12 protein-coding genes are annotated in these 13,375 nt (G+C 71.5%); 5 read left to right on the top strand and 7 right to left on the bottom strand.

Annotated elements, in window-relative coordinates; translation table 11 throughout:
* The first annotated feature begins 117 nt into the window (after nt 1–117).
* On the top strand, nt 118–1,131 hold the full coding sequence (locus QFZ75_RS40445; protein WP_307545729.1) for a methyltransferase: 1,014 nt from the start codon (nt 118–120) through the stop codon (nt 1,129–1,131).
* A gap of 105 nt (nt 1,132–1,236) precedes the next feature.
* On the opposite strand, the gene QFZ75_RS40450 is transcribed toward QFZ75_RS40445, so the two are convergent.
* The gene (locus QFZ75_RS40450; protein ID WP_307545731.1) at nt 1,237–2,094 is read right to left on the bottom strand and encodes an LLM class flavin-dependent oxidoreductase; all 858 of its coding nucleotides are present in this window, start codon (nt 2,092–2,094) and stop codon (nt 1,237–1,239) included.
* A 48-nt stretch (nt 2,095–2,142) separates the two neighbouring features.
* The gene (locus QFZ75_RS40455; RefSeq protein ID WP_307545733.1) at nt 2,143–2,898 is read right to left on the bottom strand and encodes an SDR family NAD(P)-dependent oxidoreductase; all 756 of its coding nucleotides are present in this window, start codon (nt 2,896–2,898) and stop codon (nt 2,143–2,145) included.
* A gap of 163 nt (nt 2,899–3,061) precedes the next feature.
* Here QFZ75_RS40455 and asnB point away from each other — a divergent pair, with 163 nt between their 5' ends.
* The gene (gene asnB / locus QFZ75_RS40460; protein WP_307545735.1) at nt 3,062–4,921 is read left to right on the top strand and encodes an asparagine synthase (glutamine-hydrolyzing); all 1,860 of its coding nucleotides are present in this window, start codon (nt 3,062–3,064) and stop codon (nt 4,919–4,921) included.
* Between the two features lie 10 nt (nt 4,922–4,931).
* The gene (locus QFZ75_RS40465) at nt 4,932–6,143 is read left to right on the top strand and encodes a cytochrome P450 (protein WP_307545738.1); all 1,212 of its coding nucleotides are present in this window, start codon (nt 4,932–4,934) and stop codon (nt 6,141–6,143) included.
* Nucleotides 6,144–6,223: 80 nt separating this feature from the next.
* Here QFZ75_RS40465 and QFZ75_RS40470 read toward each other — a convergent pair whose 3' ends face one another.
* Together QFZ75_RS40470 and QFZ75_RS40475 are read right to left on the bottom strand one after the other, a co-directional pair.
* The gene (locus QFZ75_RS40470) at nt 6,224–7,267 is read right to left on the bottom strand and encodes a methyltransferase (RefSeq protein ID WP_307545740.1); all 1,044 of its coding nucleotides are present in this window, start codon (nt 7,265–7,267) and stop codon (nt 6,224–6,226) included.
* A 60-nt stretch (nt 7,268–7,327) separates the two neighbouring features.
* A complete protein-coding gene (locus tag QFZ75_RS40475) occupies nt 7,328–8,527 on the bottom strand; it encodes a cytochrome P450 (RefSeq protein WP_307545742.1) in 1,200 nt (399 codons plus the stop codon).
* Nucleotides 8,528–8,890: 363 nt separating this feature from the next.
* Between QFZ75_RS40475 and QFZ75_RS40480 the strand changes: the two genes are divergently transcribed.
* Entirely contained in the window at nt 8,891–9,574 is a 684-nt protein-coding gene (locus QFZ75_RS40480; RefSeq protein ID WP_307545744.1) for an SDR family NAD(P)-dependent oxidoreductase, read from the top strand.
* 249 nt (nt 9,575–9,823) lie between these two features.
* Here QFZ75_RS40480 and QFZ75_RS40485 read toward each other — a convergent pair whose 3' ends face one another.
* Nucleotides 9,824–10,456, bottom strand: coding sequence for a TetR/AcrR family transcriptional regulator (locus QFZ75_RS40485; RefSeq protein ID WP_307545746.1), 633 nt, complete (start codon nt 10,454–10,456; stop codon nt 9,824–9,826).
* 129 nt (nt 10,457–10,585) lie between these two features.
* Here QFZ75_RS40485 and QFZ75_RS40490 point away from each other — a divergent pair, with 129 nt between their 5' ends.
* A complete protein-coding gene (locus QFZ75_RS40490) occupies nt 10,586–12,016 on the top strand; it encodes an MFS transporter (RefSeq protein ID WP_307545748.1) in 1,431 nt (476 codons plus the stop codon).
* 61 nt (nt 12,017–12,077) lie between these two features.
* On the opposite strand, the gene QFZ75_RS40495 is transcribed toward QFZ75_RS40490, so the two are convergent.
* Both QFZ75_RS40495 and QFZ75_RS40500 read right to left on the bottom strand, forming a co-directional pair.
* Nucleotides 12,078–13,001, bottom strand: a complete 924-nt coding sequence (locus QFZ75_RS40495; protein WP_307545750.1) for an NAD(P)-dependent oxidoreductase — start codon at nt 12,999–13,001, stop codon at nt 12,078–12,080.
* A complete protein-coding gene (locus QFZ75_RS40500; RefSeq protein ID WP_307545752.1) occupies nt 12,994–13,344 on the bottom strand; it encodes an antibiotic biosynthesis monooxygenase in 351 nt (116 codons plus the stop codon). Before QFZ75_RS40500 ends, QFZ75_RS40495 begins: the two co-directional genes overlap by 8 nt.
* Nucleotides 13,345–13,375 lie beyond the last annotated feature (31 nt).

Below are 13,375 nucleotides of genomic sequence, written 5' to 3' on the forward strand. Positions count from 1 at the left end.
GGCGCAGGGCTCGGGGCCCGGCGCGGCCGGTGCCCGGCCGGGCCGCTCCAGCGCTTTGCGAGCCCTGCTCGAAGGGAGGTTGGGAGGTTCGGGCGACCGATGCGGAAAGGAGCTCCCATGGCCAGCACGGCCCCGGATGCCAGTACCTCAGCCGGCATCCTCCGGCTCGGCAATGCGTTCTGCGATGCCAGGGCGGTACAGACCGCCGTTGAGCTGGATCTGTTCACCACCCTGCACGACTTCCCGGGCGGGGCCCAGGCGCAGGACGTCCGCCGCGTCCTGAAGCTGCACGGCCGGGGGCTGACGGATTTCCTCGACCTGCTGGCCGCGCTCGGGCTGCTGGTGCGCGAGGACGGACGCTACCGCAACGCCCCGGGCGCCGAACGGCACCTGGTGCGCGGCGCCAAGGAGTACGTGGGCGGTTTCGTCTTCCGCTCCAGCCGCAACCTCTACCCGGCGTGGGGCCGGCTGGAGGAGGCGCTGCGGACGGGGAAACAGCAGTCCGGCAGCGACTTCGACGCCGTTGTGAAGAACCCCGGGATCCTGCGTCAGTTCATCGGCAGCATGGACGCCCTGACCAATGTGCTGGGCGATCAGCTGACCGGGGCGTTCGACTTCGCCGCCCACGGCCTCGTCGCCGACATCGGCGGGGCCCGCGGCAACCTGGCCGCCCAGATCCTCGGCGCGGCGGGGCACCTCAAGGGCATCGTCTTCGACCTGCCGGAGATGGAGCCGTTCGCCAAGGAGCTGATCGCCGAACGCGGTCTGGAGGGCCGCCTCGCCTTCCACGGCGGCAGCTTCTTCACCGACCCGCTGCCGGAGGCGGACGTGCTCGTCCTCGGCCATGTGCTGCACGACTGGGCGCCGGACATCCGCCGCACCCTCACCCTGAAGGCGTGGGAGGCCGTCCGTCCCGGCGGGGCGCTGCTGGTCTACGACCGGATGCTGGACGACGCTGCGGACCATGTGGAGAACCTCGTCATCAGCCTGGACATGCTCCTGGTGACCGACGGCGGCTCGGAGTACCCGGCGTCGGAAATCACCGGCTACGCCGCGGAGGTCGGCGCCTCGGCGGAGGTCCGGCCGCTCGGCGACTACGACACCCTGGTCGTCGTACGCAAGCCGAGGTAGCGCGGCCACGCGCCCGGACGGCGTGCCAGGGGCCCGCGGGAGGAATGGAATCCTCTCCCGCGGGCCCCTGGCACGCCGTCCGGGCCGCGTCGGTGCGGTGGCCTGTCAGTGCAGCACGGCCTTCGCGATCAGATCGAGCTGCTCCGGGTCGGCGGTCACCGGCAGGACGAACAACTCGTCGCAGCCGGCCGCGTCGTACGCCTCGGCCGCCGCGCGCAGTGCCTTCGGTTCGGTGATGGCCCCGGACGCCAGGCGTCCGGCGAGGGGACCCATGTAGGCGTAGTAGTCGAGCAGGTAGGGCTCGGCCTGCTCGGCGGCGTGCGGGCCGAGTGCCGCGTAGCAGTTCAGGCCGATCCGTGGAGTGCCGCTGCGGCCCTGTTCGGCCCACAGCTCACGGAACGCGCAGACCTGTCCGGCGACTCTCTGCGGCGGCCCGCCCGGGGAGATCCAGCCGATGGTGTGTGCTGCGGCGCGCCGCAGCGCGGCCGGGGAGTGCCCGCCTCCCCACAGGGGGATGTCGTCGGCGACCGGTCGCGGGCCGATCCCGGGGACCGGTCCGTCACCGCGCCAGATGGCGCGCATCTCCTCGATCATCGCGTCCAGCCGGCGGCCTCGGTCGCCGAACCCGGCGCCGGTCGCGGTGTAGTCGTCCTCACGCATTCCGGAGCCCAGACCGACCACCAGGCGGCCGTGGCTGAGCCGGTCGAGGCTGGCGAGCTGCTTGGCCAGGACTGCGGTGCCCGGGCGGGCGGCGGGCAGCAGGATGGCGGTGACCAGTCTGACGCGGGTGGTGGCCGCCGCCGCGGCGGCGAGTGCGACGATGCTGTCGTAGCAGTCGTAGACGACCCGGTCGGTGACGGTCAGGCTGCTGAAGCCGAGCTGGTCGGCGCGGCGGGCGTACTCGACGAGCTGGCCTCCGTCGGCGCCGGGGACGCCGGCCGGCAGGCAGACTCCGATCTCCACGGGTTCCTCCTGGCTTGGTTGTCACTGGGTGGATGTTCCGGCTGCCCCTCACGCCGCGATGCCGCCGTCGACCGGGATCACGGCCCCGGTCACATAGCGGGAGAGGTCGCTGGCCAGCCACAGCACGGCGCCGGCGACGTCGTCCGGGGTGCCGAGCCTGGCCAGCGGGCTCATCGCCCGGTAGCGCTCGATCGTCGCCTCGCGCTCCCCGTCGGGCAGCGCGTCCATCGCCTCGGTGTGGACCATGCCGAGGGACAGGACGTTGCAGCGGATACCGCGTGGGCCCAGTTCTCGGGCGAGCGAGCGGTGCAGGCCGTGCAGCGCTGCCTTCGTGGCGGTGTAGTGGACCCGCCGGGGCACGCCGGTCTCGATGGACTTGGAGCTCAGGGCGACGAGCGAACTGCCCTGGCCGAGCAGCGGCAGGGCGCCCTGGACGATCAGGTGGACGGCGGTGAGGTTGACCGCGAGGGTGTGCCGCCAGTGTTCCGGTGCCAGTTCGGCGTACGGGACGGCGTCGATGACGGCGGCGTTGTTGACCACCAGGTCCAGGCGGTCGAACCGGCGGGCGCATTCCCGGTGCAGGCGGGCGATCCCGGCCGGATCGGCGAGGTCGGCCCGCAGCACGCGGTGGGTGCCGCCGGTCTCCCCCAGCGCGCGCTCCAGCGAGGCGGCGGCCTCACGGTCCTGGCGGTGGCAGGTGATCACGTCGACGCCGCTGCGTGCCAGCGCGAGCGCGATGCCGCGGCCCACGCCCCGCGTGCCCCCTGTCACGAGTGCCTTCTTGCCCGCCAGCCCGAGATCCACCGCTGTCCTCCGTCGTCCGTGTCGGCTCCCGACCCTGGACCCGGCGACTCGGTGCCTGCTCGAGCGCCGATCGGGTGGCCTGGGCTGTCGAGAGGGCGTCAAGACGCGTTTGAGGCAGCGCCGCGACCCTCGGTCCCAGACCGACAACCAGAGGAGACCGAACATGTGCGGAATCGCCGGGTGGGTGGACTTCGCGGCTGATCTTTCCGGGGAGCACACGACGATCGGTGCGATGAACGAGGCCCAGCAGCATCGCGGCGTGGACTCGCAGGGTGTCTGGTGCGACCGCCACGTGGCCCTGGGGCATGTGAGGACGTCGGTGATCGACCTGGCCGGCGGAGCCCAGCCCATGAAGGCGGAGGAGGACGGCCGCACGCTGGCCGTGCTCAGCTTCAACGGCGAGGTGTTCAACTTCCGTGAGCTGCGCACCGAACTCGAGGCGTACGGCCACCGTTTCCGCACCCGCAGCGACACGGAGGTGCTGCTGCGCTCCTACCTGCAGTGGGGTGCGGACTGCCTCGGCCGTCTGGAGGGCATGTTCGCCTTCGCCGTGTGGGACCTGCGCACCCAGAGCCTGCTGCTGGCGCGCGACCGGTTCGGGCTCAAACCGCTGTACTACCGCCGGCTCCCGAACGGGGTGGTGTTCGCCTCCGAGCCCAAGGCGCTGCTGACCCACCCGCTCCTGCGTGCCGCGGTGGACATCGACGGCCTCCGGGAGGTCTTCTCCACGGCCAAGGTCCCGGGCCGGGCGGTCTTCCGCGACCAGCAGACGCTGCTGCCCGGCCGCACCCTGACACTCAGCCGGGGCGGAACCGTCGAGCGTGAATACTGGTCGCTGCGGGCGCAGCCGCACACCGAGGACCTGCCGGGCACCATCAAGCACGTACGGGCGCTGCTGGAGGACATCGTGCCCGGGCAGCTCACCGCGGACGTGCCGCTGTGCACCCTGCTGTCCGGCGGCGTCGACTCCAGTGCGATCACCGCGCTGGCCGCGCGGTGGATGCGCCGCAACACCGGGCAGCGCCTGCGCACCGTCACCACGACGTACGACGGCTACAGCGAGAACTTCCAGCCGGACGACACCCGTGACACCGCCGACCTGCCGTTCGCCGATGCCATGGCGGAGCATGTCGGCTCCGACCACACCCGCATCGTCCTGGACACCGGCGATCTGATGGATCCCGGGATCCGGATGGCCGCGCTCATGGCCCAGGACCAGCCGTCCTACGCCGGCGACATGGACGCCTCGCAGTTCCTGATGCTCAAGGCCACCAAGAGCCACTCCACGGTGGCGCTCACCGGCGAGGTCGGCGACGAGCTCTTCGGCGGCTTCCGGTGGATGCACGACGAAGAGCTGGTGCGTTCGGGCACCTTCCCGTGGATCGCCAACGAGAAACGGGTGCCCGGCTGCCGCAAGGGCCAGGGGCGCGGCCTGCTGAGCGACGAGCTGCAGGCCAAGCTGGACATGGACAGCTATTACGCCGACAACTTCTCCCAGGCCCGCAAGGAGACGCCGCACCAGCCGGGCGAGAGCGAGTACGAGAGCCTGATGCGCACGGTCCGCTACGTCAAGCTCACCCGGTGGCTGCCGATGCTGCTGGAGCGCGGCGACCGGCTCGCGGCCGCCTGGGCGCTGGAGACGCGGCTGCCGTTCATGGACCACCGGCTGGTGGAGTACGCCTACAACATCCCGTGGGAGTTCCACACCTTCGACGGACGGGACAAGAGTCTGCTGCGGGCCGCGGTGGAGGATCTGCTGCCGGCCTCGGTCCTCGAACGGCGCAAGAGCCCCTACCCGGTCACCCAGGACCCGTCCTACACCGAGGCCCTGCACGCGGAGCTGGCCGCGACCTTCGCGGACCCGGACGCCCCCGTGCTGCCCCTGCTGGACCCGGCCGCCGTCAAGGAGGTCCTCGCCCACCCCAAGGGGGTCTCCCAGGACTGGCCGAGCCGGATGAACGTGGAGATGGCGCTGGGGCTCAACGCCTGGCTCAAGCACTACAGCATCAGCCTCGAGTTCTAGGAGAGACACGATGCCCCAGACCCAACCGCAGCCCCTGGACCTGGCGCGCGGCTGCCCGCTGGCGCAACCGGAGCCGTACGCCCGGTTGCGTTCCGAGGCGCCGGTCAGCCCGGTCAGGCTGCCGGACGGCGGCACCGGCTGGCTGGTGACGAGTTTCAGGGACGTCACCGCCGCCCTGGCACACCCCCAGGTGAGCGCGCAGCGGCACTTCCAGACCTCGGTCAACTCGGTCACCCTCACCCCCGAGGAGTATCTCGCCTCCGGATTCGGCACCTCCTTCATCGGGATGGACCCGCCGGAGCACACCCGTTACCGACGGCTGCTGACCGGGCAGTTCACGGTCCGCAGGCTCAAGTCGCTGGCTCCGAGCATCGAACGGATCGTGGACGAGTGCCTGGACGCCCTGGAGGCCGCGGGTCCGCCGGCGGACCTGGTGACGGACTTCGCGCAGCCCGTCCCCTCCCAGGTGATCTGCGCGCTGTTCGGCATGCCCTACCGGGACAGCGCGCTGTTCCAGGAGCGCTCTCACGTGATCTTTCGGATGGAGCGGGGCAAGGAGGAGCTGCTGGACGCGATGACCGGCATGGCGGACGACATGCGCGCCCTGGTGCGAAAGAAGCGCGAGAGTCCGGACACGAGTCTGCTGAGCGGCCTCATCGAGGCGGTGCCCGAGGACGGGACGCCGCTGACGGACGACGAGCTGGTGGCCGTCGGCAATCTGATGATGATCGCGGGCTACGAGACCACCGCCAATGTGATCGGGCTGGGCGTACTGGCCCTGATGTCCTTCCGGTCGCAGTGGGAGACGTTGCGGGAGCAGCCGGAGCTGGTCGACCGTGCGGTGGAGGAGATCCTGCGCTACACCACGGTCGGTCCCTTCTGCCTGCCGCGCACGGCAAAGGCCGATCTCGAGCTCGGCGGGCAGCAGATCAGGGCGGGCGATCCGCTCCTGCTGGCGACCGAGTCGGCCAACTGGGACCCCGCGCAGTTCCCCCGCCCGGAAGAGTTCGACGTGACCCGCCGCCCCAAGCGGCATGTGGCCTTCGCCTACGGCCTGCACCAGTGCCTGGGGCAGGAGCTGGCCCGTATGGAGATGCGGATCGCGTTCGGCAAGCTGGTGCGGCGGTTCCCGGAGCTGAGCCTGACCGTCCCGGCCGACCAGGTGCCGATGCGCACCGACATGCAGATCTACGGCGCGCACACGCTGCCGGTCACCTGGTGACGCCGGTCGCCCGGTGACGTGCGAAAGCCCGGGCCGGAAGGGTCGAAACCCTTCCGGCCCGGGCTTTCGCCCGCCGGGGTTCAGCCGGCCTTGTGCGCGATGACCGCCGTCTCCAAGCCGTCGAACAGGGGCAGCGTCGACGTCGAGGCGAAACCGGCGTCCGCGGCGTAGCGGCGGCAGTCGGCGACGGTGTACTCCGAGCCGCCCGGCGTCACGACCAGCAGGTTCAGGCAGCCCAGCAGGCCGGTCGCGTGGTGCCTGCGGTCGTCGTCGATCATCCGGTCGTAGAAGATCGCGACACCACCGGGCTCGACCGCTTCGAAGGCCCGGCGGACCAGGGTCTCCCGCTGGCCGTCGTCCCAGTCGTGCAGGATGTGACCGAAGATCAGCACATCGGCCGGCGGGATCGGTTCGTTGAAGAAGTCGCCGGTCGTGAAGCCGATGCGGCCGGTGGTACCGCGGCGCCGCATGTGCTCCTCGAACAGCTCGGCGAGTTCCGGCCGGTCCAGGACCGTGCCCTGCAGGTGCGGCTGTGCCTTGAGCAACGTGGCCGCCAGGTTGCCCCGGGCGCCGCCGACGTCGACGAACGTCCCGTGCCGGGTCCAGTCCAGGCCGGCCGCCAGCTCGGCGGCGATGTGGGTGTTCCAGGCGTCCATCGCGGCGATGAAGCTGCGCCGCTCGTCGATGTCCTCGTAGAGCCGCTCGAAGAAGTCCTCGCTGTCCCAGCCGATGTACGGCTTGCCGGTGCGCAGGCTCTCGGTGAGCCCTTCCCAGGCCCTGAACAGGTGTTTGCTGGCCTGCCGCATCCAGCCGCCGATGTAGCTCTCGCGGTTCTCGTCCAGGAAGTACGCGGTCGTCGGAGTGTTGCGGTACCTCCCGTCCTCCCGCTCCAGTACCCCGAGCGCCACCAGGGCGTCCAGGAAGTCCCGCGAGGAGCGGGGGTGCAGGTCCAGCGTCGCGCGCAGCTGTTCCTCGCCCGCCTCGCCGTCGCCCAGCACGGTGAACAGGCCGATCTCGACGGCCGTCAGCAGGGTCTTGGCACCCCAGAAACCGGTGCCCAGTTCGATGAGCGGCCGGGCGTTGAACGGGACGGCGGGGCTGTGGTCGTCAGTGGAGGCGGTCATCTTGGAGGGATCCTTCCCTGGGTGCGAGGACGGTGGTGGCCGGGGCAGGGCGCATGGGGCTCACCAGGTGAGCGGGAGGGTGTCCGGGCGGGTGAACGCGCGGTTCGCGCTCCAGCTCAGTTCGTCGTGGGCCACGGCGAGCCGGAAGGCACCGAGCTGGGTGAACAGCTCGTCCAGTACGACGGTGAGTTCGATCCGGCCCAGGTGCGCGCCGAGGCAGTGGTGTATGCCGTGCCCGAAGGCCAGATGCGGGTTGTGTGTCCGGGTCAGGTCCAGCTCCGCGGCGTCGGTGAAGACCTGTTCGTCGCGGTTGGCGGAGTTGATGCAGGGCAGCACCGCTTCGCCCGCCCTGACCTGCACCCCGCCGATCTCCATGTCCTCCAACGCGATCCGGATCGGGCCGACACCGCCGCCGGCCTGCGAGAAGCGGAGCAGCTCGTCGACGGCGGCGGGCAGTTCGCCACGCCGCTCGAGCAGTCTGCGCACGGTCTGTGGCCGTTCGGTCAGGGTGAGCACGCCGTGCGCGATCTCGGAGGTGGTGGCGTGGTAGCCCGCCATCAGCATGGTTTCCGCGAACGCCACCAGTTCCTCGGTGCTCAGCGAGTCGTTCTCGTCCCGGGCGGCGATCAGGACGGTCAGCAGGTCGTCCGCGGACTCGCGCTGCTTGGCGGCGATGAGCTCACCCAGGTAGCGGCGCAGTTCGGCGGCGGCGGCGCCGACCTCGGCCATGGAGTGGGCGCTGACGCTGAGCATCACGTCCGTCCAGCCCTGGAAGAGCGTGTGGTCCTGCGGCGGCACGCCCAGCATCTCGCAGATCACCGTGAGGGGCAGCGGCTGCGCGAGGTGCTCGACGAGATCCGCCGGCGGGCCGAGCTCGACCATCCGGCCCACCATCTGCCGGGTCAGTTCCGTCACCCGCGGCCGGAGCGTCTCGACCTGACGGGTCGTGAACACCCGGCCCACCAGGGCGCGCAGCCGGGTGTGCTCCGGCGGGTCCATCACGAAGATCGACTTGGAGCCGGAGGCCACCGGAAGGAGCCTGGGCGCGTCCGGCCGGGTGATCGCCTCGCGGCTGAACCGTGGATCGGACAGCACCTTGCGCACCTCCGCGTGCCGGGTCACCAGCCACACCTGGTGGCCGTTGGCCAAGGTGGCCCGGGCGACCGGGCATTCGGCGCGCAGCCGGCCGAACTCGTCCGGCGGAAGCATCGGATGCTTGCTGGTGAACGGGAAGCGGAGCGGTTCGTCGGTTCGTGTCATCGGTCCTCGCCTTTCTCCGGGGGCCCGGCCCGGGTCCCGCGCGCGAAACGGGGGGTCCGGGGGTACCGGGGGCTGACAGGTGGCGGACGGCCCGGAGCGGGCCGCGGACCGCGGCGGCCCGGGGACGGCCGTCCCGCGCCGGCAGCATCACCGGGAATCCTCCCGGGCTCGGTGATCCCGGGTGGAGGCTCACACCCGGGGCTCGGAGCCGGCTCGACCTCGGCTGGACACGCCGCCGCCGGAGGGCGGGCGCGCACCGGGGGCGGGGCGGGCGGTGGGGACTCCATCGCGACGCGAGCACGGCTCGGGCGCGGAGCTGGAGCATCACACGTCATCCACCGTTCGGGAGCCCTGGGGGACGTCGTGGCCGAACACCGTACCGCCCTGATCACGGGGGCCAACCGAGGCCTTGGCCGGGCCGTCGCCGCCGAACTCGCCGATCGTGGCCTGCGCGTCCTTGCGACCGCGCGCGACGGCCGGGCCGCCGTGCGCACGGCCGAGGAGCTGGGGCCGCGGGTCAGCGGCCACGAACTGGACGTGAGCGACCCGCGCAGCGTGCGCCGGGCGGCCGGGCGGCTGCCCGCGGTGGATGTGCTCGTCTGCAACGCCGGAGTGCTGCTCGACGGCGGCCGGGACGTGCTCACCGAGCCCCTGGAGCTCGTGCGGGACACCTTGGAGGTGAACCTGCTGGGCGGCTGGCGCGTCGTGCAGGCGTTCGTTCCGGGGATGGTCCGGCGCGGCTGGGGCCGCGTGGTGTTCGTCTCCAGCGGCACCGGCTCCTTCCGGCTGGGCCTGTGGGCCGGCGCACCCGCCTATTCGCTGTCCAAGGCCGCCGTGAACGCGCTCACCACGATGCTGGCCGACCGGACGGCGGACACCGGAGTGCTGGTGAACGCGGTCAACCCCGGCCGGGTGCGGACGCGGATGGTGCCCGATGCCGAACGCACGGCCCAGGAGGCGGCGGTGGACATCGCGGATGCCGCCACGCTGCCGGACGGCGGCCCCACCGGGGCCTTCCTGCGCGACGGGGAGCACCTCGGATGGTGACGGGCGCGTGCGGCGGCCGGGCGGAGCGATCCGGCCGGGTCGGTTCCGTGTCCCCTGCGGCCGGCTTGATCGGCCGGACCCGGCCCCGGGGCGTTTCTTTCGGATCGGGTCGGATCGGGCCGCGGTGTCCGGTGCGGTGCGTCGCGAGGCGGAGCGTGATCCGCGTACCGGGCGTACCCGGGTCGTGCGACGACGCCGTGAGGCGCCGTGCCGGGCGCCGCGGACCCGGGTCGGTCCGAAAGAAAGGCCCTAGCCGGCGCCGAGTCCGAGCTGTCGGACCAGGAGGGCGAGTTGGTCGGCGAAGCGTTCGATGAATTCCGGGGATTGCGGGTCCTCCCCGCACACGCCCGCGATGACGTGCGGAAGGGTGACGGGGGCCATCGCCGCCGCCATCAGCATGACGGTCAGGCAGGCCGGGTCCATCTCCTTGGGCAGAGCCCCGGCCTTCTGCCGTTCACGGATGTCGGACACGGAATCCGCGAGGCGCTCGGTGCGGGGCGCGTGGTCCGGGTCCGCCTCGGGGCCGGTGTACTCCAGGCCGCCCCAGGCCAGCAGCCGCATGCCGTCCCGGTTCTCGAGCGCCTCCAGCACATAGCGGCGCAGTTGCTCGGGCAGCGAGGTGCCGGGTTCGACGAGTGTGCTCGCCCGCTCGCCCCAGCTGTCCGACATGGCCCGGAACAGGCCTTCCTTGCCGTCGAAGTAGTAGGAGATCAACTGCTGGTTGACGCCCGCCCGCTTGGCGATCGCCGCGATGCGGGCGCCCGCGTAGCCGTGTGCGGCGAACTCCGCCACCGCTGCGTCGAGCACAAGCCTGCGTGTGCGCTCCGGGTCACGTTGCCGCTCCGACGGCTTCGGGGATCGGCGGGGCTTCGACACAGTCATGTCCGAACGATACACACAAGTAGCCGAATCAATCGACAGAACAGCTTAATCAAACAACTGGTTGACACAGTCGATTCGATCATTGATTGTGAGTTGCGGGATTCCGCTGTCCGAGCGAAGGAGTAACTGATGGAGAAGCACCCGCTGCGGTGGTGGGCGCTGGTGGTATGTGTCCTGGCCGTGCTGGTCGACATGATCGACAACCAGATCGTGGCCGTGGCGCTGCCCGCCATCCACCGTGACCTGGACGCGGGAGAGGCCGCGATGCAGTGGATCTCCGCCGGCTACGCCCTCGGGTTCGCCCTCACCCTGATCCTCGGCGGCCGGCTGGGCGACCAGTACGGCGTCAAGAGGATGTTCCTGACCGGCATGAGCGTCTTCACCCTGGCCTCGCTGTCCGCCGGGCTGGCCCCGGAACCGGGCCTGCTGATCGCCTCCCGGGTGGTGCAGGGCATCGCCTCCGGGCTGATGGTGCCGCAGGTGCTGTCGTTCATCCACACCGAGTTCGACGAGACCGAGCGCCCCAAGGCCATGGGCCTGTACGCCGGTGCCTTCCCGCTCGGCGGGCTCCTCGGGCCGCTCCTGGGCGGTGTCCTGACCGAGGCCGACCTGTTCGGGTCGGGCTGGCGCGCCATCTTCCTGGTCAACATCCCGATCGGGGTGGCGGGTCTGCTCGGCGCCCTGGTGACCATGCCGACCCGGCCGGGTTTCCTGCGCCACCGGCTGGACTTCGGCGGTCTGGCGCTGCTGACCGTCACCGGGTTCGCCGTGTTCTATCCGCTGGTGCAGGGCCGTGAGCTGGGCTGGCCACTGTGGTCGATCGCGCTGATGGTCGCGGCCGTGCCGCTGGCCGGCCTGTTCGTGCTGCACCAGCGCCGCCAGGAGGCGCGCGGCGGCGAGCCGATGGTCCCGCCGTCCATGATCCGGGTGCGCAGCCTGTCGTCCAGTCTGGTCGTGATGCTCACCACCCAGATGGCGATCGGGGTGTTCTTCATGCTGACCCTCTACCTGCAGCTCGGGCTCGACTTCTCACCGGTCCAGGCCGCGCTGTCCTTCGCCCCGGGGGTCATCGGCATCGTCCTCGGCAACGCCCTGTCCATGAATCTGGCCGCCAGGATCGGCCGCTCCTTCGTCACGGTCATGGTCGCGGTGCTGGCGGCGAGCCTGGCCTCCATCGCCCTGGTGATCCACGCCGCGGGGGACGGTCTGAACGTGTGGCACATGCTCGGCCCGATCATCTTCTTCAGCTTCGGCATCGGCGGCGTGCTCAACGCGCTGTTCGGCACGGCGTTCGCGCAGATCCAGCCGCAGCAGGCCGGTGCCGCCTCCGGTCTGGTCAACACCACCGCCCAGGTCGGCCAGGCCTCGGGCATCGCGCTGTTCGGCACGGTGTTCTTCTCCCTGCTGCCCGATCACGGATACGAGACCGCCACCGTCAGGACGTTCATGGTGAGCATCGGGGTGACGCTGGTGGCCCTGGTGCTGACGGCGACGCTGCCCAGGCGGCAGCCGGCCGAGGACAAGGCGGCCGCACCCGATCCGTCGTCCGCCCCGGCCTGACCGAAAGCCGTGGACACACGCAGGCGGCCGCCCCGGACCGGGGCGGCCGCCTGCGGCGCTGCTACGCCGTGCGGCGCCGCGGACCGGAAGGGACGGGGGAATCCGCTTCTCCGGTGGTGTCCGCGCCGACCGCGTGGTCGATCAGGACGGCCGCGTCCTTGTCCCCGTCGCCCGCCGCCACGACCGCCTCGAACCGCTCCCGCACCGCCTCGAGCACGGGGAGCCCGGCCCCGGCGTCCTGGGCCGTCGCCAGGGCGATCCGCAGGTCCTTCGCCATCAGGGCGGAGCGGAAGAAGGCCGGTTCGAAGGAGCCGGACCGCATCAGCCCGGCGCGAAAGCGCAGCACCGGGGAGCTGAAGCCGGTGCCGGCCACGATCTCCAGCAGCCGGTCGCGCTCCATCCCGTCCCGCACCCCGTAGGCCACGGCCTCGGAGAGCGCGGCGACCTGCGCGCCGAGCATCAGGTTGAGGATGAGCTTGAGGGTGGTGGCGGAGCCGGGGGCGCCCATGTGGACGACCTCGGAGCCGAGGTCGTCCAGAAGCGCGCCGACCCGCTGGACGGTGCTCTCCTCACCGGCGGTGTAGATGCGCAGTTCGCCGGCGCGAGCCTGGAGGGGGTTGCCGACCACGCATGCCTCCACCCGGTGCAGGCCGAGTGCGGCCAGCCGGGACGCCGCGGCGCGGGCATAGCCCGGGGACACGGTGGAGGTGTCGACCACCACCGTGCCCGGGTCCAGCTCCGGCACGAGCTGCCCGAACAGCACCTCCTCCACGGCCTGTTCGTCGGCCAGGCTGAGCAGGAGCAGTTCCGCGCCGCGCGCCGCCTCGGCGGGGGTGGCCTCGGCGCGCGCCCCGAGTGCGACGAGCGGGGCGGCCTTGTCCGCGGTGCGGTTGTGCACGGTCAGGGCGTGCCCGGTCTCCAGCAGGCGGCGGGCCATGCCACCGCCCATGTTGCCCAGGCCGATCACGGCGAGCCGGTCAGTCATGATGCTCCTCGGTCGAAGGTGCGGCCTGCGCGGGCAGGTCGTGCACCACGCGCGTGACGGTCATGCCGCCGCCGGTGCGGAACGGGGCGAGGCGGCGGCGGTGGGTGACGTGGGCGTCGCTGCGCTCGAAGGCGCGGAAGCCCGCCTCGTCCTCCCAGTCGGTGATCACGTAGTAGACGTCGTGCTCGTCCTGGCTGCGGACCAGGTTCTGGCCCCGGTTGGCCGGTTCCCCTGCGATGAGACGGCCGACCTCCAGCCAGGTGCGCTCGAAGGAGCCGGCGGCCTCGGGGCGGATCTCCATGCGCAGGATGACCCGGCAGCCGCCGGTCTGGGTCTGGGTCATGCCGGGCAGCCTTGCGGCACCGCTTCGAGAC

Source organism: Streptomyces sp. V3I8 (assembly GCF_030817535.1).
GTDB lineage: Bacteria > Actinomycetota > Actinomycetes > Streptomycetales > Streptomycetaceae > Streptomyces.

Coding starts and splice junctions, on each gene's coding strand:
- QFZ75_RS40445 (WP_307545729.1), top strand. CDS start 118: ATGGCCAGCACGGCCCCGGATGCCAGTACCTCAGCCGGCATCCTCCGG.
- asnB (WP_307545735.1), top strand. CDS start 3,062: ATGTGCGGAATCGCCGGGTGGGTGGACTTCGCGGCTGATCTTTCCGGG.
- QFZ75_RS40465 (WP_307545738.1), top strand. CDS start 4,932: ATGCCCCAGACCCAACCGCAGCCCCTGGACCTGGCGCGCGGCTGCCCG.
- QFZ75_RS40470 (WP_307545740.1), bottom strand. CDS start 7,267: ATGACCGCCTCCACTGACGACCACAGCCCCGCCGTCCCGTTCAACGCC.
- QFZ75_RS40475 (WP_307545742.1), bottom strand. CDS start 8,527: ATGACACGAACCGACGAACCGCTCCGCTTCCCGTTCACCAGCAAGCAT.
- QFZ75_RS40485 (WP_307545746.1), bottom strand. CDS start 10,456: ATGACTGTGTCGAAGCCCCGCCGATCCCCGAAGCCGTCGGAGCGGCAA.
- QFZ75_RS40490 (WP_307545748.1), top strand. CDS start 10,586: ATGGAGAAGCACCCGCTGCGGTGGTGGGCGCTGGTGGTATGTGTCCTG.
- QFZ75_RS40495 (WP_307545750.1), bottom strand. CDS start 13,001: ATGACTGACCGGCTCGCCGTGATCGGCCTGGGCAACATGGGCGGTGGC.
- QFZ75_RS40500 (WP_307545752.1), bottom strand. CDS start 13,344: ATGACCCAGACCCAGACCGGCGGCTGCCGGGTCATCCTGCGCATGGAG.